This is a genomic window from Bradyrhizobium genosp. P, assembly GCF_049949265.1.
In the GTDB taxonomy this organism is placed as follows: domain Bacteria; phylum Pseudomonadota; class Alphaproteobacteria; order Rhizobiales; family Xanthobacteraceae; genus Bradyrhizobium.
The window spans coordinates 2299689-2320846 of the sequence record NZ_CP188195.1 but is presented as its reverse complement, the minus strand read 5'-3'; the positions used below and the strand labels follow the sequence as shown (position 1 = coordinate 2320846).

The window sequence follows — 21158 nt, the reverse complement described above, 5'->3', positions numbered from 1 at the left end:
CAATGGCTTCATGATATCGAAGCCGGACGATCTTCCTTCGGACCTTGTGAGTGCCCTGGCGGCACTGCAGGCCGAGCGTGAGGCGCGGCTGCAAGCCGAAGCGGTGGCTGCCAGCGCGCGGGCAGAGCTGTCGGACAACGAGGCGCTGATCGCGCATCTCGAGCTGCGGATCGAGAAGCTCAAACGCGAACTGTACGGGCAGCGCTCCGAGCGCACGGCACGGCTGCTCGAGCAGCTGGAGTTGGAGCTCGAAGAACTCGTCACCACGGCGAGCGAGGATGAGCTTGCCGCACAGGCCGCGGCGGCGAAGACGCAGAACGTCCGCCCCTTCATGCGCAAGCGGCCGGTGCGCAAGCCATGGCCGGATGACATCGAACACGAGCGCGTCGTCATCGAGGCTCCGACGAGCTGCGCCTGCTGCGGCGGATCGCGGCTGGCGAAGATCGGCGAGGATGTGACCAAGACGTTGGAGGAGATCCCGCGTCGCTTCAAGGTCATCGAGACGGTGCGCGAGAAGTTCACCTGCCGCGATTGCGAGAAGATCAGCCAGCCGCCGGCGCCGTTCCATGCCACGCCGCGCGGCTTCATCGGCCCGCAGTTGTTGGCGACGATCCTGTTCGACAAGTTCGGCATGCATATCCCGCTCAACCGCCAGAGTGCGCGCTTTAAGGCCGAGGGGATCGACCTGCCGTTGTCGACGCTGGCCGACCAGGTCGGCCACGGGACCTTCGCCGTCATGCCGCTCTTCCACTTGATCGAACGCCATGTGCTCGCTGCCGAGCGCCTTCATGGCGACGACACCACCATCCGCATCCTGGCCAAAAGCAAGTGCACGACCGGTCGGATCTGGACTTATGTGCGGGATGACCGGCCCTTTGCCGGGCCTGCGCCGCCGGCGGCGGTCTATTACGCCTCGAGCGACCGGCGAGGTGAGCACCCGCAGAAGCATCTGGCCGCCTTCGCCGGCATCCTGCAAGCCGATTGCTACAATGGTTTTGAGCCGTTGTTCGACCCGCGCAAGAAGGTGCTGCCGATCACACCGGCGTTTTGCCTGGCCCATGCGCGGCGGGGCTTCTTCGAGCTGGCCGACATCGAGAAAAATGCTCGGGAAGGTAACAAGGGCAAACCGGTCTCCCCGATCGCGCTGGAGGCGGTCAGGCGCCTCGACGCGCTGTTCGAGCTCGAACGCGCCATCAATGGCCGTAGCGCCGACGAGCGGCGTGCCGTGCGCCAGGAAAAGAGCAAGCCGCTTCTCGAGGACATGCACGCCTGGTTGCTGCGTGAGCGCGAAACCCTGTCGCGCTCTGCCGAGGTCCTGAAACCGATGAATTACATGCTCAGGCGCTGGGACGACTTCGCCCGCTTCCTCGACGATGGCAGGATCTGCTTGACCAACAATTGCGCTGAGCGCGCATTGAGAGGCATCGCCTTGGGAAGGCGCAACTGGACCTTCGCTGGCAGCCGGCGGGGTGCTGACCGTGCCGCCATCATGCTGACGATGATCACGACCTGTCGCCTCAACGACGTCGATCCCAAGGCCTGGCTCGCCGACGTCCTCGCCCGTATCGCAGATCTTCCCGCATCGCGTCTGCACGAACTGCTGCCCTGGGAATGGAAGCTCCTGCGCCAAGCCGACAAGCCTGCCGATCAGCAGGCCGCCTGACCTTCGCGCAACGCCATCATAGAGCTCGCCATGCCCGCGCGCATGCGTCAATCTGGCGGTCTTCGTCGTATGCGTACCGATCAGCCGGTACGACGGCGTAGGGAATTCGCTTGCCGTCGGTCGCTGGGACTGTCGGGACTGACTTGCGTTCTCACGTTATCACCGCCGCGAATCGCGCAAGGACTCGGGAGCATTTCATCAGGTTGAGTGACGTCGCAAACAGTACTCGAAGCAATGACCTCGTCATTACGGATGACCGCTTTTAGAACCAGACCGCGTTTCCGTCGCCGTGGTAGCTTCACGGTAGCTAGCGGTTATTGGCTTCGAGCGAGGACTAGAATAAGCTATTGATTTTGTTGGTACAGTTGGGTAGGTACTGCCTGCAGCCAGCTTCGTCGTTGATAAATCCAACGAATTTGTTTCGCGAGCCATGGCTTTTGTATTTGCGTTTTGTATTCGCTTCAAGCCCCAGCACTTGCGCAAAAGGCGGCGGGCGGGGGAGTAAAAGTTCGACACGGTAAGCGGCCCAACACTGTGTGGCCTATCATTGCAAAAAAGATCTGCTCTGCCGAAGCAATCCTCAAGCGAACCGAGCGCAATGGTCACGTTGAGGCTTTCTGAAAGCCCGATGGTACGCACGGCCATCCGGCCAGAGGCTCACGCCGCTTTCGATGCCCTTCTCCCACGCTGCGATGACACCTGCGATCCCTGCTGCCGAGGGCGAATTGCTGTTGCAAATCCGTCACATAACCATGGAAGAAGGACACGTGCGCTTGCAAATCCTGCGTGAATATTGAGTAAGTGGGATGTCGTTTGGGACGGGATATGAGGCACTCGTTTTTGAGGGGAGCTGTCGCTCTTTCTACTTTTCTCGTCTTCCGTCCGGCGGCGGCAGCTGACCTCCCGGTCATGCCTGTTAAAGCTCCGCCCGCGCCGACTTCTTCGGATTGGACCGGGTTCTATCTCGGCAGCCACTTTGGCTATGCGACAGGCACGTCCGACTGGACCGCAACCCAAGGAAGCGCAGCGGCACCCTTGAATGGTTCGCTGAACTTCTTCAATTCATTCGATGCGTTTAAGGGGACCGGCAGCTACCTCTTTGGATTGCAGGCGGGCTACAACTACATGCTGCCTTCGCGCGTCCTGTTGGGCGTTGAAGCGGATTTCTCGGCCCCAAACACGATTGCCGGCACTCAAACGATAGCGTCGGCGTTAAGCGGCCAGGCGAGCTATACCGATACCGTGTTGGATTACGGAACGTTGCGCGGCCGCCTTGGTTACGCTTTCGGCAATTGGCTGGTATACGGGACGGGCGGCCTTGCCTGGGCATACGACAAACTGGAGCGGACGCAACTCGCGGGAGGCAACGTCACCCTAGGCACAACTGATACCGCTCTGCTGACTCGATGGGGTTGGGCAGCTGGTGCAGGCGTGGAGGTTCCGATCGCGCCAAACTGGACAGCAAAACTCGAATTCCTCGAAACCAATTTCGGAAGTCGCCAAAAGAGCTTTCCCGCAGCTGGCCAGACGTACAGTTCTGACCTGTCAATGCAAAGCGTCAGGCTTGGCGTGAACTATCAGCTTGGTGCTGATCCATCGAAGATCGATGTATTCACCAAGGGCGTCCCATCGCTGGAAAACGACAACTTCGCGATTCACGGTCAGACGACTTTAGTCACCCAATACGCCTTTCCATTCAGCACCCCCTATAGCGGGCAAAACAGCCTTGCCCCGAATGCCGGGCGCGAAACGTGGGACCTCGATCTTTATCTCGGCTTTCGACCCTGGAAGGGCGCGGAGATTTGGATCGATCCGGAAATCGACCAGGGTTTTGGTTTAAGCAGCACGTTTGGTGTTGCCGGCTTTCCAAGCGCAGAAGCCTACAAGGTCGGCTCGGCGTATCCGTACGCGCGATTACCGCGAGCATTCTTGCGTCAGACAATCGACCTCGGCGGCGAAAGCCAGAAAGTTGATGCTGGCTTCAATCAGTTTGCCGGCACGCAGTCGAGCGACCGGATCGTGTTGACGGTCGGCAAGCTCAGCGTCGTCGATATCTTCGACAAGAACAAATATGCGAACGATCCGCGTGGCGACTTCCTGAATTGGACCTTGGTCAATACCGGGTCCTTCGACTACGCAGCTGACGCTTGGGCATTCACTTATGGTGCGGCAGTCGAGTGGTACGCCGGGCAGTGGACGTTTCGCGCGGGCGTGTTCGATGGTCCGGATGTCCCGAACAGCAGCGACCTTGACCCATCGTTTGGTCAATTCCAGATGTTGGGAGAAATTGAGCGGCGTTACGACCTGTGGGGTCAACCGGGCAAGGTATTGGTCACCGGATACCTGACGCGCGCTCGTCTCGGAAACTTCACCGACGCGGTTCAACTCGCAGCCTTGACCGGGACCGTACCAAGCCTTGCATCGGTGCGCACCTACACCAGCAAGTCAGGCATTTCCGCCAACTTGGAGCAACAAATCTTGCCGGGTCTCGGCCTGTTCATGCGTGCGGGCTACTCTCCAGGTCAGCTCGAGGCCTATGCGTTCACTGACGACGACGCGACCCTCGCAGGGGGCTTACAAGTCAATGGGCAATTCTGGGGCCGACCCAACGATACGTTCGCAATCGCCGGCATTCTCAACACAATATCGAAAGCCCATCAGGCTTACTTGGCCGCTGGCGGCTACACCGCCTTGATAGGAGATGGGGCGCTGCCAAACCCCGGGCCTGAGAAGATATTGGAGACGTACTACACGATACCTATCAATATGTGGCAGCTCACGTTCGACTATCAGTTCATCACCAATCCAGCCTACAACAGAGATCGAGGCCCGGTGTCAGCGGTCGCCACGCGCCTGCACACGCAGTTTTAAGCTCCGGACTTAGGGACCTCCCTGCCGAATCTCTTCCTCAATGTCGGGTTTGATTGCCTTTGCTTCAGCTAAATCGGCGTTGCCAGCATCAGTATCACCTGTCTTCACAAGCACCGCGCCCAGACGATAGAGAACAAGAGGGTTCTTCGGATCAGCCTGCAACACGAACTTAAAGTCCGAGATCACCTTTGCGTATTCTTGCCTATCGATGAACACGAGCCCGCGATTGTAGAAGGCCGCGTAATAAGGCGACGAACGCGCGTGGTCGCAGCATGACCTGCTCCTTATTCGCCTGCGCGATCTCAACAACTTCTTTGGTGATAAAGCTGTCAGTGAGCTCAGGGCACAGCTTTGTCGCGACTTTGTCGATTGGTCGACCGGAACCGCGAACGAGAATAACAGGAAAGCCGGTATCAAGCCGCGTAACGGAACCGTTTCTGATCAAACCGCGCGGTCGACCAAAATCAGCTCGTAGGTCCCAAGGGAGGACTTGTGGTGCTTGATGTTGTTCTACGTAACATCCTGCCAGGGGCTGGTTCTCTCGCGCTCCCCGATCGTCCCTTTTCCGGTTTCGAACAGTTTAAGGTCGTCGCGGATGGCTCCTCGACGTCCTTGACGTCGACAGACAAGGCTGTCACGCCCCAAATCGTTGCGCATTTCATTGCGCGCAAAAAACATCGAATCTATAAGTACTTGAAAGAATGGTCGGAGTGGCAGGATTCGAACCTGCGACCCCTGCGTCCCGAACGCAGTGCTCTACCGGGCTGAGCCACACTCCGACTAAGAACGCGGCTTATAGCGTCGGGTTTCGGGGACCGCAAGGCACCGAATTGAGGATTTGAGTCACAGTGGAAACAGGCCTGAAAACGCTGCTTTTGCCCGCCGGCGCTGCTGCCACGGCGACTGCGGCCGGCATTTTAGGCGAGGGCGGGCTGGTGGCGTTCCCCACCGAGACGGTCTACGGCCTCGGTGCCGATGCCGGCAATGCCGCCGCAATCGCCCGCCTTTACCAGGCCAAGGGCCGGCCGGCCTTCAATCCGCTGATCGCCCATGTCGCCGATCTCGCCGCGGCCCGCCGGATCGCGCGCTTCGACGGGCAGGCCCTGCGGCTCGCGCAGGCCTTTTGGCCGGGACCACTGACCCTGGTGCTGCCCAAGGCCCTGTCCTGCCCGGTGGCAGAGCTGGCCACCGCCGGCCTCGAAACCGTCGCGATTCGGGTCCCGGCCCACAAGGTGGCACGCGACATTATCAAAGCCTTCGGCGGCGCCGTGGTCGCGCCATCGGCCAATTTGTCCGGCCACGTCTCGCCGACCACGGCCGAGCATGTGAACGGCGATCTCGCCGGCCGCATCGACCTGATCGTCGATGGCGGCGCGGTCGAGGTCGGCATCGAATCCACCATCGTCGGCTGCTTCTCCGATCCGGTGCTGCTGCGGCCCGGCGGACTGCCGCGCGCCGAGATCGAGCGCGTGCTCGGCCACCCGCTGCAATCGTTGCCGCCCGACGCGGAGAGCGACAACCAGCCACTCGCGCCCGGCATGCTCGCGTCTCATTACGCACCGCGCACACCGGTCCGGCTCAATGCCAGCGACGTCCATGTCGGCGAAGCGCTGCTGGCGTTCGGGCCGGCCAAGGTGGCGCGAGCCGAAAGCGCCTCTGCCGTGATGAATCTGTCCCCGCGTGGCGATCTCGCCGAGGCCGCCGCCAATCTTTTCGGCTATCTTCGCACGCTCGACACAAAAAACGCTGATGCAATTGCGGTGATGCCGATTCCGGACGAAGGCCTCGGCGAAGCGATCAATGACCGGTTGCGCCGCGCGGCCGTCGGACGCGACTAAACCGGGAGTGAAAGACCAGGAACAATGAATATCGTCCAGCCTGCCGTGCCGCCGCTTCCGCCCGAATTGATCCAGAAATTCCGCGCCATCGTCGGCGAAAAATATGCGGTCACCGATGCTGCTGACATCGCACCCTACGTCACCGAGGAGCGCGACCTGTTCCACGGCCGTTCGCCGCTGGTGCTGCGCCCGGGCTCGACCTCGGAAGTCGTCGCGATCTGCAGGCTTGCGACCGAGCACGGGATCGCGTTGGTGCCGCAGGGCGGCAACACCGGCCTGGTCGGCGGCCAGACGCCGCACAATGGCGAAGTGGTCGTCTCGATGCGGCGCATGGACAAGATTCGAGACATCGACGTCGAATCCAACACCATGACCTGCGAGGCCGGCGTGGTGCTGCAGGTTGCGCAACAGCGCGCGGCCGATGTCGACCGGCTGTTCCCGCTGTCGCTCGGCGCCGAGGGCAGTTGCACCATCGGCGGCAACCTCTCGACCAATGCCGGTGGCACCGCGGCGCTGGCCTATGGCGTCGCGCGTGAGATGGCACTGGGGCTCGAGGTCGTGCTGGCCGACGGGCGGGTGCTGAACGCGCTCTCGAAGCTGAAGAAGGACAACACCGGCTACGACCTGCGCAACCTCTTCATCGGCGCCGAAGGCACGCTCGGCATCATCACGGCGGCGACACTCAAGCTGTTTCCAAGGCCGCGCGCGGTGGAGACCGCCTATGTCGGCCTGCAGTCGCCTGAGGCGGCGCTGAAGCTGTTGTCGATCTCGCGCAACGAGGCGGCCGGCAGCCTGACCAGCTTCGAGCTGCTCGCCGATATCGCGGTCGACTTCTCGATCCGACACGGCATCGACATCCGCGATCCCCTGACGACCAAATACCCCTGGTATGTCCTGATGGAGCTGTCGTCGTCGCGCGAGGACGCCCGCGACACGCTGGAGGCGATCCTGGCCCGGGGTATGGAGGACGGCATCGTCGACGACGCCGTCATCGCCGCGAATTTGAGCCAGCGCCAGTCGTTTTGGAAGCTGCGCGACGAGATGTCGGCGGCGCAGAAGCCGGAAGGCGGCTCGATCAAGCACGATATTTCGGTGCCGGTGGCCGCCGTCCCCGCCTTCATCGAGCAGGCGAATGCCGCGGTGGTCAAGCTGATCCCGGGCTCGCGGCCGGTGCCGTTCGGCCATCTCGGCGACGGCAACATCCACTACAATGTCAGCCAGCCGATCGGCGGCAACGCCGCGGATTTCCTGGCGCGTTGGCACGAAGTCAACGCCGTCGTGTTCGAGATCGTGCTGCGCATGGGCGGCTCGATCTCGGCCGAGCACGGCATCGGCGTGCTGAAGCGCGACGAATTGCCCGACGTAAAGGACAACGTCGCGATCGAGCTGATGCGCGCTATCAAGGCGATGCTCGATCCACTGGGCATCATGAACCCGGGCAAAGTGCTGTGACGCTATCGACAACGGCTTCTTCCACCCTCTCCATTGCTCCGATTGCCGACAGCGACGTCGCCGACGTCGTCGCGCTGTGGCAGCGCTGCGGATTGACGCGGCCATGGAACGATCCCACGGCCGACATCGCGCTGGCACGGCGCGGACCGAATTCGGCGTTGCTGGCCGGCCGCCACAGTGGCGCGATCGTGGCCACCGCGATGGTCGGCCACGACGGCCATCGCGGCTGGGTCTATTACGTCGCGGTCGATCCCGATCACCAGGGCAAGGGTCTTGGCCGCATCGTCATGAGCGCTGTTGAAGACTGGCTGCGCAAGGCCGGCGTGCCGAAGCTGCAATTGCTGGTCCGGCGCGAGAACGCCAAGGCAAGCGGCTTCTACCAGTCACTCGGCTACGAAGAATCCACGTCCGTGATGCTCGCCAAATGGCTCGACGGCCGCGAGCCGACACCGTGAGTGAAGTCAGGGTCTGCGCATGAGCATTTCCGACCGCGTCCGCGTCAAGGACGTCCGCGTCCTCTCCAAGGCACGCTACTTGCTCACCAGCACGACCTTCGATTATCGCCGCAGCAATGGCGAGTGGCAGGAACAGATCCGCGAGAGCTACGACCGCGGCAACGGCGCGGTGCTGCTGCCCTACAATCTGAAGACCCGCACCGTCGTGCTGGTGCGGCAGTTTCGCTATCCTGCCTTCGTCAAGGGCTATGACGACCTCCTGATCGAAGCGGCCGCCGGCATGCTGGACGACGCCGCGCCCGAGGCGCGGATTCGTGCCGAGGCGGAGGAAGAGATCGGTTACCGGCTCGACCACGTGCGGAAGGTGTTCGAAGCGTTCATGACCCCCGGCGCAGTGACCGAGAAGCTGCATTTCTTCGTCGCCGAATACGACGCCACGATGCGCATCGGCGACGGCGGCGGCCTTGCCGACGAAGGCGAGGATATTGAGGTGCTCGAGCTTGCGATCGACGAGGCACTCGCGATGATCGCCGACGGCCGCATCGTCGATGCCAAGACCATCATGCTACTGCAATACGCAGCGCTGAATTTGTTTCGATGAAGGCTGACCCAACCCACACTGTCGTCCCGGCGAAAGCCGGGACCCATAACCACAGGGTGAAGTTGTTGAGGCACGCTGGGGCCACAGCGCGGCGCATAACAAACACTTGTGGTTGATGGTGTGGACGGCCCCCTACGGCATCAGTGTGCCAGAATGAGGTTGTTGCAAATCTCAGACAAGGGAGCCGTCCGTGAGAGAGATTATCCGCATTGGAATGGATACGTCGAAGTATATTTTTGTGCTGCATGGGATTGATGCGGCGGAACAGCCTGTGTTGCGCAAGAAGCTTGCGCGCAAGCAGGTGCTGGAGTTCTTCGCCAAGTTGCCGCCGACCGTGATCGGGATGGAGGCCTGTGGGGCCTCGCACCATTGGGCACGGGAGCTTCGCAAGCTGGGCCACGAGGTGAAGTTGATGGCGCCGCAATTGGTGAAGCCCTATGTGTCGCGGAACAAGAACGACGGTCGGGATGCGGAGGCGCTGTGTGAAGCGATGAGCCGGCCGAGCATGCGGTTCGTGCCGGTCAAGACGGTCGAGCAGCAGGCCGCGCTGATGCTGACGGGTGTCCGCGCTGGATTGATCGCCCGGCGCACCCAGCTCGGCAATATGATCCGCGGCCATGCGGCGGAGTTTGGCCTGATCGGGGCCCAAGGGACCGACAAGATCGAGCCGCTGCTGGCGCGGATTGCGCAGGACGAGACGCTTCCTGCCCTGGCACGCGAGCTGTTTACGGTGCTGGGCCGCGACTACACCAGACTCGTGGGCGAGCTGCAGGAGATCGAAGCCAGATTGATGGCCTGGCACCGCTCCGACGCCGTGGGCCGGCGTCTGGCGCAGATCCCTTCTGTCGGGCCGATCGTTGCAACGACGCTCGTGATGAAGACACCCGATCCCCATGCTTTCCGCTCCGGCCGTCACTTCGCAGCCTGGCTCGGCCTCCCCCCCAGGATCACTCCACCGCCGGCAAAACCAGGCTTGGCAGGATCACGCGGGCGGGCGACGAGGACCTGCGCCGCCTGCTGGTGATCGGGGCAACGGCGGTCATCCAGCAGGCCAGACGCGGGCGCGGCCATCACTCGCGCTGGCTGTTGGCACTGATCAAGCGCAAGCCACCGAAGCTTGCCGCCGTGGCGCTCGCCAACAAGGTGGCCCGCATCGCCTGGAAGCTGATGGCGACCGGCGAGAGTTATGACGCCGCACGGATCAATGCCACCGCGGCAGTCGCCGTCTAACAGATTGGCCGGCTGGCGGGCTCGCTCGTCAGCCGACCCGGAGCTGCAGGAGCAGATGGAGCGATCGATCGAGCAACGATGCGAGACAGTCCGTGGGACCCATCGGCCGTCAACAGGCCGCGTGGTTGTTTGGAACTCGCATCGCGCAAACCATCTTGGCCAGCGATCCATCCGATCGCACTCAAAAGGCCGGACATATGGATGCAAGCGATCCGATCCGCTCAAAAAGCTCTTGTGCCACGGGGGGGGTCAAGCCCGGGACGACGAAGGATGGATTTTCGCTAGAACAACGACCCCTGCCCGTCGTCCTCGGGCGGAGCCGTCGCCTTGCGCGGCGCGGGCTTCTTCGGCCGCGGCGCCTCCTCGGCGGCGATCTCGTCCGCGGTCATCGGCAGCAGCAATTGCGGATCGTCGTTGGCGAATTGGTTCACCCGCATCGTCACCTGGTGCCAGTCGAATTCGCCGACATCAGGTCCCTTCAGCATCGGCATGACGTCGTCGACGTCATTGGCGCGGCAATCGAGCCAGCGTTCGAAGGCATCAGACGTGATGGTGACGGGAACGCGGTGATGCAGCCGCGCAAGATCGGCGCTCGCCGGCGCGGTCACGATCGCGACCGTGTCCTGCTCCTCGCCGTTCGGTCCCATCCAGGTCTCGGCGAGCGCGGCGAAGGCGATCGGGTGGCCATCGCGGCGATGGATGAAGAAGGGGCGCTTGCGGCCACTGGCATCCTGCCATTCGTAATAGCCGTCGGCCGGAATCAACGCGCGGCGGCGCTTGATCGCGTTCTTGAAGGCGGGCTTCTCCCGCACCGTCTCGGAGCGGGCATTGATCAGGAGCGAGAAGCCCCTCGGGTCCTTGACCCAGGACGGGATCAGGCCCCATCGCATCAATTGAAAATGCCGGCCGCCATTCGCCAGGATCACCACCGGGATCGGCTGGGTCGGCGCAACATTATACCGCGGCGGGAAATTGGGCTGCTCGATGTAGCCGAACATCTGCCGCAACGCCGCCGGCGGCGAGGTGATCACAAAGCGTCCGCACATATCCCGTCCAGATCGGTAATCGTTTATCCCCCTTTAACCCGGACCGTTAAAAACTGCGACAGATGACCTCAACGGCCGCCATAGCGGGTGCATCCCCGCGACCGACGTATCCCGACGAGGCGCGGGCTGCGCAATTGCGCGCCGGCAACATCAATCCCCGCACCGGGCTCGCCACCGACTACCTCAATCACTTCAACGAAGCCATCATGCTGCTGGAGATGGTTCCGGACATGCCGGAATGCGCCAGCGACTTCCTGGAATGGAGTCCGCTGTCCTATGCGGAGCACTTCACCGCCTCCAATTTCAGGGCGCGTGATCTGGCGATCGAGGCCTATCAGACCGCGGATACGCAAATCCGCACCGAATTCGACCACCTCACCGACAGCATGACGCGGATCCTGACCGAGGTCGGATCGGCGATGCGCCAGGTGCAGCAGGACAAGAGCCGGGTGGCGCTCGCCGAGCAGGCGATCGTCTGGGTCAAGCCGCTGGTGATGCTGACCGCCGGTGTGATCAACGGCGCCGTCGAGGCCGACGTCGACAGCATCATGGCGAGCGCATGATTTATCGGGCATGATAGCGAGCGAAACCGGTTTCCGATTGCCTTGACCTCTCCCGAACCCCCGATCCGCCCGCAGCTCGCCGTCTCAGGCGCGATCTTTCGCGACGGCAAGGTGTTGCTGGTGCGCCGCGCCCGCTCACCCGGCAAGGGGTTCTATTCGCTACCCGGGGGCCGGGTCGAATTCGGCGAATCGCTGCACACCGCCCTGCATCGCGAAGTCGATGAAGAGACGGGCTTGAGGATCGATATTCGGGGCCTCGCGGGCTGGCGCGAGGTGCTGCCGACCGGCCCAGGCAGCGGGCATTATCTGATCATGTCGTTCGCGGCGCGCTGGGTATCCCGGGAACCGGTGCTGAACGACGAGCATGACGATTTCAAATGGCTGGCCCCGGAGGAGATCGGCGACCTCAAGGTCACCGGTGGCCTGCAGGAGGTCCTGGCAGCCGCCCGGCAGCTGGTCTGAGGCCCGATTCCGGGCCTTGACCGCCTTGCCTCAGGCGCATTGAGGAGGCATACCACGGGCCGTTCCGGAACCCCTGATGCGCAAAGCCATTCTGGCCGTTTTGATCCTGACCTCGGCATGCCTCCTGACGCCCGCGCGGGCGCAGGACGCGGCTGCGCCGTTCGACGGCGACCTGCAGCGGCTCGCCGAAATCCTCGGCACCCTGCACTATCTGCGGGGCATCTGCGGCTCCAACGAAGGCGCCAAATGGCGAAACGAGATGCAGGCCCTGATCGACGCCGAAACCCCGTCCGGCGACCGCCGCGCCCGCATGATCGCCGGCTTCAACCGCGGCTATAACGGCTTCCAGCAGACCTACCGGACCTGCACGCCGGCGGCTGTGGTCGCGATCCGCCGCTACATCGAGGAAGGCTCCAAGATTTCGCGCGACCTGACGGCCCGCTATGCCAACTGAGTCAGCGATCTTCTTCGACCTCGACGGCACGCTGACCGACCCCAAACCGGGGATCACCGGCTCGATCCAGTATGCGCTGCGGAAACTTGACCGCCCGGTCCCCTCGCAGGACGAATTGACCTGGTGCATCGGGCCGCCGCTGCGGGCGAGCTTTGTGCTGCTGCTCGGCGGCGAACAACTCGCCGACCGCGCGATTGAGCTCTACCGCGAGCGGTTCGCCGATGTCGGGCTGTTCGAGAATAGCGTCTATCCCGATATCGCGCAGGTGCTGGCCGCGTTGCGCGAGAGGCCGCGGCGCATGTTCGTGGCAACCTCCAAACCGCACGTCTTCGCGACGCGGATCATCGCGCATTTCGAACTGGCCGGCTATTTCGACCGCGTGTTCGGGTCCGAGCTCGACGGCACCCGCGTCAACAAGGTAGATCTGCTCGCCTACGCGATCGAGCAGACCGGTGTCGATCCCACGCAGGCGCTGATGATCGGCGACCGCAGCCATGACGTGATCGGCGCCATCAGCAACGGCATCCGCGCGGTCGGCGTCACCTATGGCTATGGCACAAGCGAGGAGCTGATCGAGGCCGGCGCGAGCCACCTCTGCGCCTCGCCGCGCGCAGTGTTCGACCATATCCACAGCTCGTTTGGCTGACGTCTGCGAGCGGCGCGGAATTCCCCTTTAAATGCGTCAACCCGCGTTAACCTTTCTTAAAGATATGGGCTAGGCGGTCCCCGTCTGCATGATACATCTCGCGCATCTCGCCGCGGTTCGCTCCCGGACCGCGCATACATTTTGATGGGTTTCATGCGCCACCCAGCGTCCTTTTCCCTCCCCCAAGACCCACGCCCCGATCACGAGCAAAAGCAGGCCGCGCTGACCTATCTCAACGAGGCCTGGGCGGAAGCGCGTCATGATGGCGTCGATGGCGATTGCCTGGCGCAGGCAAGCCTGTTTGCGGCGCTGGCCGAGCTTGTCACCACCTATGGCGAGGATGCGGTCGCAAAATTCGCCGAAGGACTCGGCGCGCGCGTGCGCAACGGCGAGTTCTCGCTGGCGCTGGCCAGGCAATAGAAATTACGGCTTCAGCGTTTCCAGGAATCGCACAGGCTCGCCGGTCGACGGCGTCGTTACTTCGCCCTGCCACATCACACGCTTGCCGCGCACGAAGGTGCCGACCGGCCAGCCCTGCACGCGCACGCCGTCATAGGGTGTCCAGCCCGCGCGTGAGGCGATCCATTTGTTGGTGATGGTCTCGCTGCGCTTGAGGTCGACGATGGTGAAGTCGGCGTCATAGCCGGCGGCGATACGGCCCTTGCAGGCGATGTTGAACAGACGTGCGGGACCTGCGCTGCTCAAGTCGACGAAGCGCTGCAGCGACAACCGGCCGGCGTTGACGTGGTCGAGCATCAGCGGCACCAGCGTCTGCACGCCGGTCATGCCCGAGGGCGACGCCGGATAGGTCTTCGCTTTCTCTTCAAGCGTATGCGGCGCGTGATCCGAGCCGAGCACATCGATGATGCCCTGCTCGATGCCGTACCAGATGCCGGCGCGGTGATCGGCCGAGCGCACCGGCGGGTTCATCTGCGCGCGGGTGCCGAGCCGCTCGTAGCATTCCGGCGCGGCCATCGTGAGATGATGCGGCGTCGCCTCGCAGGACGCGACGTCCTTGTGGTCGCGCAGATAGAGAATCTCTTCCTTGGTCGAGATATGCAGCACATGGATGCGCTTGCCGGTCTCGCGCGCCAGCTTGACCAGGCGCTCGGTCGCCATCAGCGCCGCAGCCTCGTCGCGCCACACCGGATGCGAGCGCGGATCGCCCTCGACCCGCAGCGGCTTGCGCTCGTTCAGCCGGTATTCGTCCTCGGCATGAAACGACGCACGGCGCCGGATCACCTGGAATATCTTCCGCAGGCTCTCGTCGTCCTCGACCAGCAGCGCGCCGGTGGACGAGCCGATGAACACCTTGACGCCGGCGCAGCCCGGTGCCCGCTCGAGCTCCGGCAGGTCCTGCACGTTCTCGCGGGTACCGCCGATGAAGAAGGCGAAATCGCAATGCATGCGGTGACGGCCGCGCTTGATCTTGTCGGTGAAGGTCGCCTCCGTCACCGTCAGCGGATCGGTGTTGGGCATCTCGAACACGGCAGTAACGCCGCCCATCACGGCGCTGCGCGACCCCGTCTCCAGATCCTCCTTGTGGGTCTGGCCCGGCTCGCGGAAATGCACCTGGGTGTCGATCACGCCGGGCAGGATGTGCAGGCCCCTGCAGTCGATCACCTCACCGGCCGAGGCCTCCCCGAGGGAGCCGATCGCGGCAATGCGGCCGTTGGCAATGCCGATATCGCGCACGCCCTCGCCGTCCTGATTGACCACGGTGCCGGATTTTAGAATGGTGTCGAAATGCTGATTCATCGGTCCTCGGCGCCCGTTTTTCCGCTGTCGCGCGGACCTTGTTCGGTGCACTCTAGCGCCTTAGTTAGGCAGGGGATATCCGCGCGCCGCGCGTTTCCCAAAGGAACTTGGAAAAGAGCCAATTTTGCGAATGAAAGCAGCGTTTCTTCCAGATCGGGGCGTGGTCAAGGTTTCTGGCGAGGACGCCCGCGACTTTCTCAACGGCCTCATCACGACTGACCTCGAGGAGCTGCGCCCTGGACTTGCCCGGTTCGGCGCGCTGCTGACGCCGCAGGGCAAGATCATCATCGATTTCCTGATCACCGAGGCGCCATCCGGCCATGGTGGCGGCTTCCTGATCGATGCGCCGCGCGCACTGGCCAAGGGGCTCGCCGACAAGCTCGGCTTCTACAAGCTGCGCGCCAAGGTCGTGGTTGAAAACCTGTCCGATAGCCTCGGCGTGCTCGCGGCCTGGGATGGCGCGCCCGCCATGCAGCCCGATCTGTCCTTTGCCGATCCGCGCAACGCGGCGCTCGGCTGGCGGATCCTCATACCGGAAGAGTTGAAGCAGAAGCTTGCCGATCTGATCGGCGCCGACCTTGTCGACAGCGGTGCCTATGAGGCGCATCGTATCGCAGCCGGCGTGCCGCGCGGCGGCCTCGACTTCATGTATGGCGATGCCTTCCCGCACGAGACCAACATGGACCGCCTGCATGGCGTCGATTTCGACAAGGGCTGCTATGTCGGCCAGGAGGTGGTGTCACGCATGCAGCACCGCGGCACCGCGCGCACCCGCACCGTGAAGATCATCCTTGACGGCCCCTCGCCCGAAGCCGGCGCAACGATCCTGGCCGGCGACAAGCCGGTCGGCACGATCGGTTCGACCGCGGGCCGAAACGGCCTCGCGCTGATCCGAACCGACCGCGTCGCCGACGCGCTCGACGCAGGGCTGCCGCTGACCGCGGGCGGCCTGGGGCTGCGTCTCGCCGAGCCGGATGTCGTTCGCGCCCCGCCCAAGCAGACCGTTGCATGAGCCGTTCTGCGCGAGAACATCCCGACGGCAAGACACGGTGCCCGTGGCCAGGTGAAGATCCATTCTATGTCGCCTATCACGACACCGAATGGGGCGTGCCGGACTATGACGACCGCGCGCTTTACGAGAAGCTGATCCTCGACGGCTTCCAGGCCGGGCTGTCCTGGATCACGATCCTGCGCAAACGCGAGAATTTCCGCAAAGCCTTCGACGATTTTAGACCTGAGAAGATCGCGCGCTACAGCGACAAGAAGGTGCATGCGTTGATGAACGACGCCGGCATCGTCCGCAACCGCGCCAAGATCGAAGGCACCATCGCGAGCGCGAAGTCCTATCTGGAGATCATGGAGAAAGGCCCCGGCTTTTCGAAATTCCTGTGGGACTTCGTCGACGGCAAGCCGAAGGTGAACCTGTTCAAGACCACGGCGAGCGTACCGGCCTCGACGCCGGTCTCGATCAAGGTCTCCAAGGAACTCGGCGCACGCGGCTTCAAGTTCGTCGGCCCGACCATTGTTTATGCCTTCATGCAGGCGACCGGCATGGTCAACGATCACCTCGTCACCTGCTTCTGTCACGCGGCCTGCAGCGGCAAAGTCCGGACGCCGCGGCTCAAGACGAAATGACTGCGCGCAAATCGACCGAGTCCACCCGCGCCTGGCAGCGGATGTTGTCCGGCCGCCGGCTCGACCTGCTCGACCCGTCGCCGCTCGACATCGAGATCGTCGACATCGCGCATGGACTGGCGCGGGTCGCGCGCTGGAACGGCCAGACCAGCGGCGCACACATTTTCTCGGTGGCGCAGCACACACTGCTGGTCGAAGCCGTGATGCGCCAGCAGATGCCGCGCGTCGACGTCCGCTGCCGCCTTGCCGCGCTGCTGCATGACGCGCCGGAATATGTCATCGGCGACATGATCTCGCCGTTCAAGGCGGTGCTCGGTGGCGACTACAAGGTGGTGGAGAAACGGCTGCTGTCGGCGATCCATATCCGCTTCGGACTGCCGGCCGTGCTGGCGGACGAGATCACCCAGCAGATCAAGGCCGCCGATCGCGGCGCTGCCTATCTCGAGGCAACGCACCTTGCGGGATTTTCGGTGACTGAGGCCAAGCGGCTGTTCGGCCACGACCCCGGACTGCCCGAATCATCCGAGCGGGACTTCCTGACGCCATGGACCGCGGCCAGAGCCGAGAAGCAGTTCCTCGAACGCTTCGAGGCGGCGCATTTGCCGTAGGGTGGGCACGGCGCAAGCGCGCCTTTGCCCACCCTAGCGTAACCGCTATAATCCAGGTCACCGACCCAAGGACCATCATGCTTCACGTCTGCTCGCTCGCCGCGCTTCCCGATACCGTCAAGGCCACCGGCGCCAGCCATATCCTCACCGTGATGGCGAACGTCGCACAGGTGCAGCGGCCGCAATCCGTGCTCGAGGCCAATCACCTGCGCGTGCAGATGGACGACATCACCGAGGAGATGGACGGCTTCGTCGCGCCGTCGGAGGCGCATATCGAGAAAGTGCTGACCTTCGTGCGTGGCTGGGACCGCCGCGCACCGTTGGTGGTGCACTGCTATGCCGGAATCAGCCGCTCGACCGCGAGCGCCTTTGCCACAGTGTGCGCGCTCAATCCGCATCGCGATGAAATGGCAATCGCTCGGCTGATCCGCGAAGCGTCGCCGATCGCAGCACCCAACCGGCTGATCGTGAGCCTCGCCGACAAGGCACTTGGACGCGAGGGCCGGATGCTGCGCGCGCTCGATGCGATGGGCCCGGGCATCATGACCGTCGAAGGCCGCCCGTTCCGCCTCGATTTGGAATAGCACGAACGTGCCGCACCCCACCGCTTGAACTTCCAGTCTCCAAGAGTGCACTTAGAAGAGTACACATACTAGTACCTCTGCACAGTGATTATGACTCTTTGGAAGCGTCTGGGTAGGCTCGGCCCATTTTTGCGCGGGCTTTTTCTGTCGTGAACATCCATTTGATGCGGGAGCGTGCAGCATTTCTCTGCCGTTCCCAAGCGGTGATTTCGCGGCGCAGTCGCTTGGGGTCGTCGATCCTGCGAGCGAGGCACTGTCCCCGCAAGACGCCGATCTCGATCTCAACCATGTTGAGCCAGCTTGCGTGCTTGGGAGTGAAGTGGAACTCGATCCGCCGCAAGATCCGTCTGGCTTCGGCGGGCGGAAAGGTCTGATACAGGGCGCCGGCGGAGTGGGTCGATAAGTTATCCTGCACGACCCGGATGGTCTCGGCATCGGGATAATGGATGTCGACGAGGTCACGTACGCATTCGGCATAATCTTTTGCCGCTCGTCGCTCTGTAAGTTTGACCTTGCGCCAGGGACGATGCACGTCGAGGAGAACGAAGAGATTGACCGTCCCGTTGCGACGATACTCGTAATCGTAACGTTCGAGCCGGCCCGGCTTCATCGGGATTGGCTGACGGACCTCGCCGATGAGTTGCACCGGACTTTCGTCGAGGCACACGACCGGCCGCTTGGGATCGGGCACCTCGGCATAGAGATCAAGCACGTCCTCCATGCGGGCGACGTATTCGCCATCGACCTGCGGAATGCACCACATATCTTTGCGCCATGGTTTGAGGTCATTTTCCGCCAGGCGTCGCCGAACCGTCTCGTGCGACAGGCTGTCGTGTTCGGTGAGATTGACTATCGCACCTGCCAGCAGCTTGAGCGTCCAGCGGGCACGGCCCTTTGGGGGGCTGGCACAGGCGGTCGCCACCAGCAAGGCTTCTTCCTTGCCCGTGAGTTTGCGCTCCGCTCCGGGACGCGGCTCTTCGCTCAGCGCCCGCTCCAGATTGCCTTCCACGAAGCGTCGCTTGGTCCGGTACACGGTCGAGCCGCTCACGCCAACGCTCCTGGCGATCTCCTCGTCGCCGGCCGCGGCATCGGCAGCCAGCAAAATCTGTGCTCGCTTGAGCTTGCGGGACGCATGCTTGCCGCCGCTAAGCAGCACCTTGAGTTCGGTCCGCTCGACTTGGCTGAGTTCGGTAGAGTCGAGATGTGGCGCGGTGGCTTTAGGCTGAACATATCTGTTGCCGCCTCTTTCGTCTGGCGGTGCCTTAGTGGTTCAACCATGACTCCGTTTCCACATCCCGCTCATCGAACCGGACGGGCGAATCTCTCGCATCCGGCTCTCGGACAAGACTTCACGCCTTCACCCACGGCACGTCGCGCCCACGCGCAGTTAAGCGTACGAGCCCGAAGTGCCCGTAGAGGTGCGAGAGTGGATAAGTCCCGCCCTTGCGTCGCCTAACTTTGTGCTTGATGCGCAACCACCGGCGCAACCGCACAGCTGTGTAGTTGTCGATCGCTCGATACGCCTTGTTGACGGTGCCTACGTTGAAGTAGTTGGCCCATCCGCGTAGCGTGCGGTTCAACTTGCCCACTAGCTCTGTGGTTTCTTGCCATGTCCCCGATCGGTCGGTCAGCGCGTGGACGTTCTCGACCATGCGCTTAATGCTCTTCTTTGATGGCCGGTAACCCAGGCGTGCCTGGCCGGTCCTCGCTGAGTACATCCGCCCGAACGAGTAACCCAAGAAGTCGAACTCCCCTTCCGGGACCTTGCAGATTCGTGTCTTCTCCTCGTTGACCGTGAGCTTCAGCTTTCTCATAATCTCGCGCAGTCGCTGCAAGGCTTCTTCGGCTTTGCCTCTCCGGCACAGGATCACAAGGTCGTCGGCGTAGGTCACGATGCGAGAGCCGAGGCTTTGTTCCAGCCCGAGCATCTTCCATCCCAGCACGAACCGGCGCATGTAGAGATTTGCCAGCAATGGTGAGATCGGTGAACCTTGCGGGATGCCGCGCCGGTTGTCCCGGGCTTCGGTCGTACGTGTCTTCCTTCCTCGATCGTCGGTTTCTTCCACGGGGCATTCCAACCACATCTTGATCAGATGCAGCACGCGCCGATCAACAATCCGGCGCGCTACCGACTTTAGAAGTTCGGTATGCGGAATGCTCCCGAAGTAGTCCGCGAGGTCGGCGTCAACGACTTCCGGGTGGCTTCGGAACAGCCGCGCTTCCACTTCGACCACCGCCTGTTGGGCATTGCGCCCGGGACGGTAAGCGTACTGCTCTGGTGGAAGGTCGGCTTCAAAGATCGGTTCCAGCACCAGCATCACTGCTGTCATGCAGACCCGATCCCGCAGGGTTGAGATGCCCAGCGGCCTGAGTTTGCCGTTGGCCTTCGGGATGAACACTCTTCTGATGGGGTCCGGTCGGTAAGTCTCCTGCCTGAGCGCAAGCGCCAGTTCGCCAAGCCACCGCTGCACCCCATACGCGTCGATGCCCGCAAAATCTTGCCCATCCACGCCCGGTGCGCCCTTGTTGGAGCGGCACTGGGCATAGGCATGGGCCAGGATGTCCTCGCGGCTGATCTTGTCGTACAAGGCATAGAAGCGATAGCCGGCTTCTGCCTTCGCTTTCGCGTGCAACGCCGTCTGCAGCTTCTGAACACTTTTCGGAGTTGATAGGTTGCCCAATCTCCAGGTCCCTCACTACGTCTTGCGTTCGTCTTGAACTGAGGTCCCTTCCCTCCCCCGGCATTACCCGGCTTCAGCGGTACTGCGAACCTCTCCGTCTCCCCAGGGCGCCCGGCCTGTCCCTCACGGGCATCCGGTTGATCATCCCTGACCACGTCCTGGGGTCTCCCGTGTTGCGTACGCTTTCCTTGTGTACATGCTGTCGCCACTACCCCGGCGCAGCGGCTGGGCGTACTGCTTCGCTCATTCACCCAGCCGTATCAGCCTTCCCCGAAAGGGTTGTCGGGTCGGCCTGCGCATCGTCCTTTTCGAGGCTTGCTCGGCGTTTACTCGCGTTACGGCCTGCACACTCGCGCTGTCACCGTATATCGTGACACGCTAACCAGAGGCTTCAGCCATTTCGTTACCTCCATGACTGCTCCGGTTGCTTCCGGCTGGAGCGGTTGCCGGGTGGGACTTGCACCCACTGGAAAGCGCCGCCTTTTCACGGCGCACACCCGATAGCGTACATTCATGCCTGCCTCCTTGATCGAGGCACGCACGAACAACTGAATCGGATGGCCGGCGTGAGTCCTTCGGCAAAAGCCTTCACGCCCAAACAGGGGCAGTAC

20 protein-coding genes, 1 tRNA gene and 1 pseudogene are annotated in these 21158 nt (G+C 62.8%); 16 read left to right on the top strand and 6 right to left on the bottom strand.

Annotated features, from left to right (window positions below; all coding sequences use genetic code 11):
- Positions 1-10: 10 nt before the first annotated feature.
- Together tnpC and ACP2YO_RS11345 are read left to right on the top strand one after the other, a co-directional pair.
- Positions 11-1663, top strand: a complete 1653-nt coding sequence (tnpC, locus tag ACP2YO_RS11350) for an IS66 family transposase (protein ID WP_426440432.1) — start codon at positions 11-13, stop codon at positions 1661-1663.
- An 825-nt stretch (positions 1664-2488) separates the two neighbouring features.
- Positions 2489-4534 (top strand): carbohydrate porin, encoded by a 2046-nt coding sequence (locus ACP2YO_RS11345; RefSeq protein WP_426440959.1) that lies wholly within the window; start codon positions 2489-2491, stop codon positions 4532-4534.
- Positions 4535-4543: 9 nt separating this feature from the next.
- On the opposite strand, the gene ACP2YO_RS11340 is transcribed toward ACP2YO_RS11345, so the two are convergent.
- Entirely contained in the window at positions 4544-4750 is a 207-nt protein-coding gene (locus ACP2YO_RS11340) for a tetratricopeptide repeat protein (protein WP_426440958.1), read from the bottom strand.
- A 486-nt stretch (positions 4751-5236) separates the two neighbouring features.
- Positions 5237-5313, bottom strand: a tRNA-Pro gene (locus tag ACP2YO_RS11335).
- 69 nt (positions 5314-5382) lie between these two features.
- On the opposite strand from ACP2YO_RS11335, the gene ACP2YO_RS11330 reads away from it, so the two are divergent.
- The 5 genes and pseudogenes from ACP2YO_RS11330 (at position 5383) to ACP2YO_RS11310 (ending at position 10110) form a co-directional block, all read left to right on the top strand.
- A complete protein-coding gene (locus tag ACP2YO_RS11330) occupies positions 5383-6372 on the top strand; it encodes an L-threonylcarbamoyladenylate synthase (protein WP_426440957.1) in 990 nt (329 codons plus the stop codon).
- 24 nt (positions 6373-6396) lie between these two features.
- Positions 6397-7824 carry an FAD-binding oxidoreductase gene (locus ACP2YO_RS11325; protein WP_426440956.1) on the top strand — a complete coding sequence of 476 codons (1428 nt, stop codon included), beginning with the start codon at positions 6397-6399 and terminating at the stop codon, positions 7822-7824.
- Positions 7821-8279: a GNAT family acetyltransferase gene (locus ACP2YO_RS11320; RefSeq protein WP_426440955.1), complete on the top strand. Its 459-nt coding sequence runs from the start codon at positions 7821-7823 to the stop codon at positions 8277-8279. Before ACP2YO_RS11325 ends, ACP2YO_RS11320 begins: the two co-directional genes overlap by 4 nt.
- A gap of 19 nt (positions 8280-8298) precedes the next feature.
- Positions 8299-8880, top strand: coding sequence for a GDP-mannose pyrophosphatase (locus ACP2YO_RS11315; protein ID WP_426440954.1), 582 nt, complete (start codon positions 8299-8301; stop codon positions 8878-8880).
- Between the two features lie 190 nt (positions 8881-9070).
- A pseudogene (locus ACP2YO_RS11310) lies at positions 9071-10110 on the top strand (IS110 family transposase).
- Positions 10111-10391: 281 nt separating this feature from the next.
- Here the strand turns inward: ACP2YO_RS11310 and ACP2YO_RS11305 are convergent.
- Positions 10392-11156 (bottom strand): SOS response-associated peptidase, encoded by a 765-nt coding sequence (locus tag ACP2YO_RS11305; protein WP_426440953.1) that lies wholly within the window; start codon positions 11154-11156, stop codon positions 10392-10394.
- Positions 11157-11218: 62 nt separating this feature from the next.
- Between ACP2YO_RS11305 and ACP2YO_RS11300 the strand changes: the two genes are divergently transcribed.
- The 5 genes from ACP2YO_RS11300 to ACP2YO_RS11280 all read left to right on the top strand — a co-directional run bounded on the left by ACP2YO_RS11300 (position 11219) and on the right by ACP2YO_RS11280 (position 13701).
- Positions 11219-11719, top strand: a complete 501-nt coding sequence (locus ACP2YO_RS11300) for a hypothetical protein (RefSeq protein WP_426440952.1) — start codon at positions 11219-11221, stop codon at positions 11717-11719.
- 42 nt (positions 11720-11761) lie between these two features.
- Positions 11762-12181, top strand: coding sequence for an NUDIX hydrolase (locus tag ACP2YO_RS11295; protein WP_426440951.1), 420 nt, complete (start codon positions 11762-11764; stop codon positions 12179-12181).
- 76 nt (positions 12182-12257) lie between these two features.
- A complete protein-coding gene (locus ACP2YO_RS11290; protein WP_426440950.1) occupies positions 12258-12635 on the top strand; it encodes a TIGR02301 family protein in 378 nt (125 codons plus the stop codon).
- Positions 12625-13281: an HAD family hydrolase gene (locus tag ACP2YO_RS11285; protein ID WP_426440949.1), complete on the top strand. Its 657-nt coding sequence runs from the start codon at positions 12625-12627 to the stop codon at positions 13279-13281. Before ACP2YO_RS11290 ends, ACP2YO_RS11285 begins: the two co-directional genes overlap by 11 nt.
- Before the next feature lie 153 nt (positions 13282-13434).
- Positions 13435-13701, top strand: coding sequence for a hypothetical protein (locus ACP2YO_RS11280; RefSeq protein WP_426440948.1), 267 nt, complete (start codon positions 13435-13437; stop codon positions 13699-13701).
- A 3-nt stretch (positions 13702-13704) separates the two neighbouring features.
- On the opposite strand, the gene ACP2YO_RS11275 is transcribed toward ACP2YO_RS11280, so the two are convergent.
- Positions 13705-15039 carry a dihydroorotase gene (locus ACP2YO_RS11275; RefSeq protein WP_426440947.1) on the bottom strand — a complete coding sequence of 445 codons (1335 nt, stop codon included), beginning with the start codon at positions 15037-15039 and terminating at the stop codon, positions 13705-13707.
- 130 nt (positions 15040-15169) lie between these two features.
- On the opposite strand from ACP2YO_RS11275, the gene ACP2YO_RS11270 reads away from it, so the two are divergent.
- The 4 genes from ACP2YO_RS11270 (at position 15170) to ACP2YO_RS11255 (ending at position 17866) form a co-directional block, all read left to right on the top strand.
- A complete protein-coding gene (locus tag ACP2YO_RS11270; protein ID WP_426440946.1) occupies positions 15170-16051 on the top strand; it encodes a YgfZ/GcvT domain-containing protein in 882 nt (293 codons plus the stop codon).
- Positions 16048-16674 (top strand): DNA-3-methyladenine glycosylase I, encoded by a 627-nt coding sequence (locus ACP2YO_RS11265; protein WP_426440945.1) that lies wholly within the window; start codon positions 16048-16050, stop codon positions 16672-16674. Before ACP2YO_RS11270 ends, ACP2YO_RS11265 begins: the two co-directional genes overlap by 4 nt.
- Entirely contained in the window at positions 16671-17282 is a 612-nt protein-coding gene (locus ACP2YO_RS11260) for a hydrolase (RefSeq protein WP_426440944.1), read from the top strand. Before ACP2YO_RS11265 ends, ACP2YO_RS11260 begins: the two co-directional genes overlap by 4 nt.
- Before the next feature lie 77 nt (positions 17283-17359).
- Complete coding sequence (locus ACP2YO_RS11255) at positions 17360-17866, top strand: tyrosine phosphatase family protein (protein ID WP_426440943.1); 507 nt, start codon at positions 17360-17362, stop codon at positions 17864-17866.
- Between the two features lie 88 nt (positions 17867-17954).
- Here ACP2YO_RS11255 and ACP2YO_RS11250 read toward each other — a convergent pair whose 3' ends face one another.
- Both ACP2YO_RS11250 and ltrA read right to left on the bottom strand, forming a co-directional pair.
- The gene (locus ACP2YO_RS11250) at positions 17955-19022 is read right to left on the bottom strand and encodes an IS630 family transposase (RefSeq protein WP_426440942.1); all 1068 of its coding nucleotides are present in this window, start codon (positions 19020-19022) and stop codon (positions 17955-17957) included.
- A gap of 193 nt (positions 19023-19215) precedes the next feature.
- Positions 19216-20454, bottom strand: a complete 1239-nt coding sequence (gene ltrA / locus ACP2YO_RS11245; RefSeq protein WP_426434049.1) for a group II intron reverse transcriptase/maturase — start codon at positions 20452-20454, stop codon at positions 19216-19218.
- Positions 20455-21158: the final 704 nt, after the last annotated feature.

Bases quoted from the DNA above. Each gene is read 5' to 3' on its own strand.
- tnpC (WP_426440432.1), top strand. From the start codon at position 11: ATGATATCGAAGCCGGACGATCTTCCTTCGGACCTTGTGAGTGCCCTG.
- ACP2YO_RS11345 (WP_426440959.1), top strand. From the start codon at position 2,489: ATGAGGCACTCGTTTTTGAGGGGAGCTGTCGCTCTTTCTACTTTTCTC.
- ACP2YO_RS11325 (WP_426440956.1), top strand. From the start codon at position 6,397: ATGAATATCGTCCAGCCTGCCGTGCCGCCGCTTCCGCCCGAATTGATC.
- ACP2YO_RS11315 (WP_426440954.1), top strand. From the start codon at position 8,299: ATGAGCATTTCCGACCGCGTCCGCGTCAAGGACGTCCGCGTCCTCTCC.
- ACP2YO_RS11305 (WP_426440953.1), bottom strand. From the start codon at position 11,156: ATGTGCGGACGCTTTGTGATCACCTCGCCGCCGGCGGCGTTGCGGCAG.
- ACP2YO_RS11300 (WP_426440952.1), top strand. From the start codon at position 11,219: ATGACCTCAACGGCCGCCATAGCGGGTGCATCCCCGCGACCGACGTAT.
- ACP2YO_RS11290 (WP_426440950.1), top strand. From the start codon at position 12,258: ATGCGCAAAGCCATTCTGGCCGTTTTGATCCTGACCTCGGCATGCCTC.
- ACP2YO_RS11285 (WP_426440949.1), top strand. From the start codon at position 12,625: ATGCCAACTGAGTCAGCGATCTTCTTCGACCTCGACGGCACGCTGACC.
- ACP2YO_RS11280 (WP_426440948.1), top strand. From the start codon at position 13,435: ATGCGCCACCCAGCGTCCTTTTCCCTCCCCCAAGACCCACGCCCCGAT.
- ACP2YO_RS11275 (WP_426440947.1), bottom strand. From the start codon at position 15,039: ATGAATCAGCATTTCGACACCATTCTAAAATCCGGCACCGTGGTCAAT.
- ACP2YO_RS11270 (WP_426440946.1), top strand. From the start codon at position 15,170: ATGAAAGCAGCGTTTCTTCCAGATCGGGGCGTGGTCAAGGTTTCTGGC.
- ACP2YO_RS11265 (WP_426440945.1), top strand. From the start codon at position 16,048: ATGAGCCGTTCTGCGCGAGAACATCCCGACGGCAAGACACGGTGCCCG.
- ACP2YO_RS11260 (WP_426440944.1), top strand. From the start codon at position 16,671: ATGACTGCGCGCAAATCGACCGAGTCCACCCGCGCCTGGCAGCGGATG.
- ACP2YO_RS11255 (WP_426440943.1), top strand. From the start codon at position 17,360: ATGCTTCACGTCTGCTCGCTCGCCGCGCTTCCCGATACCGTCAAGGCC.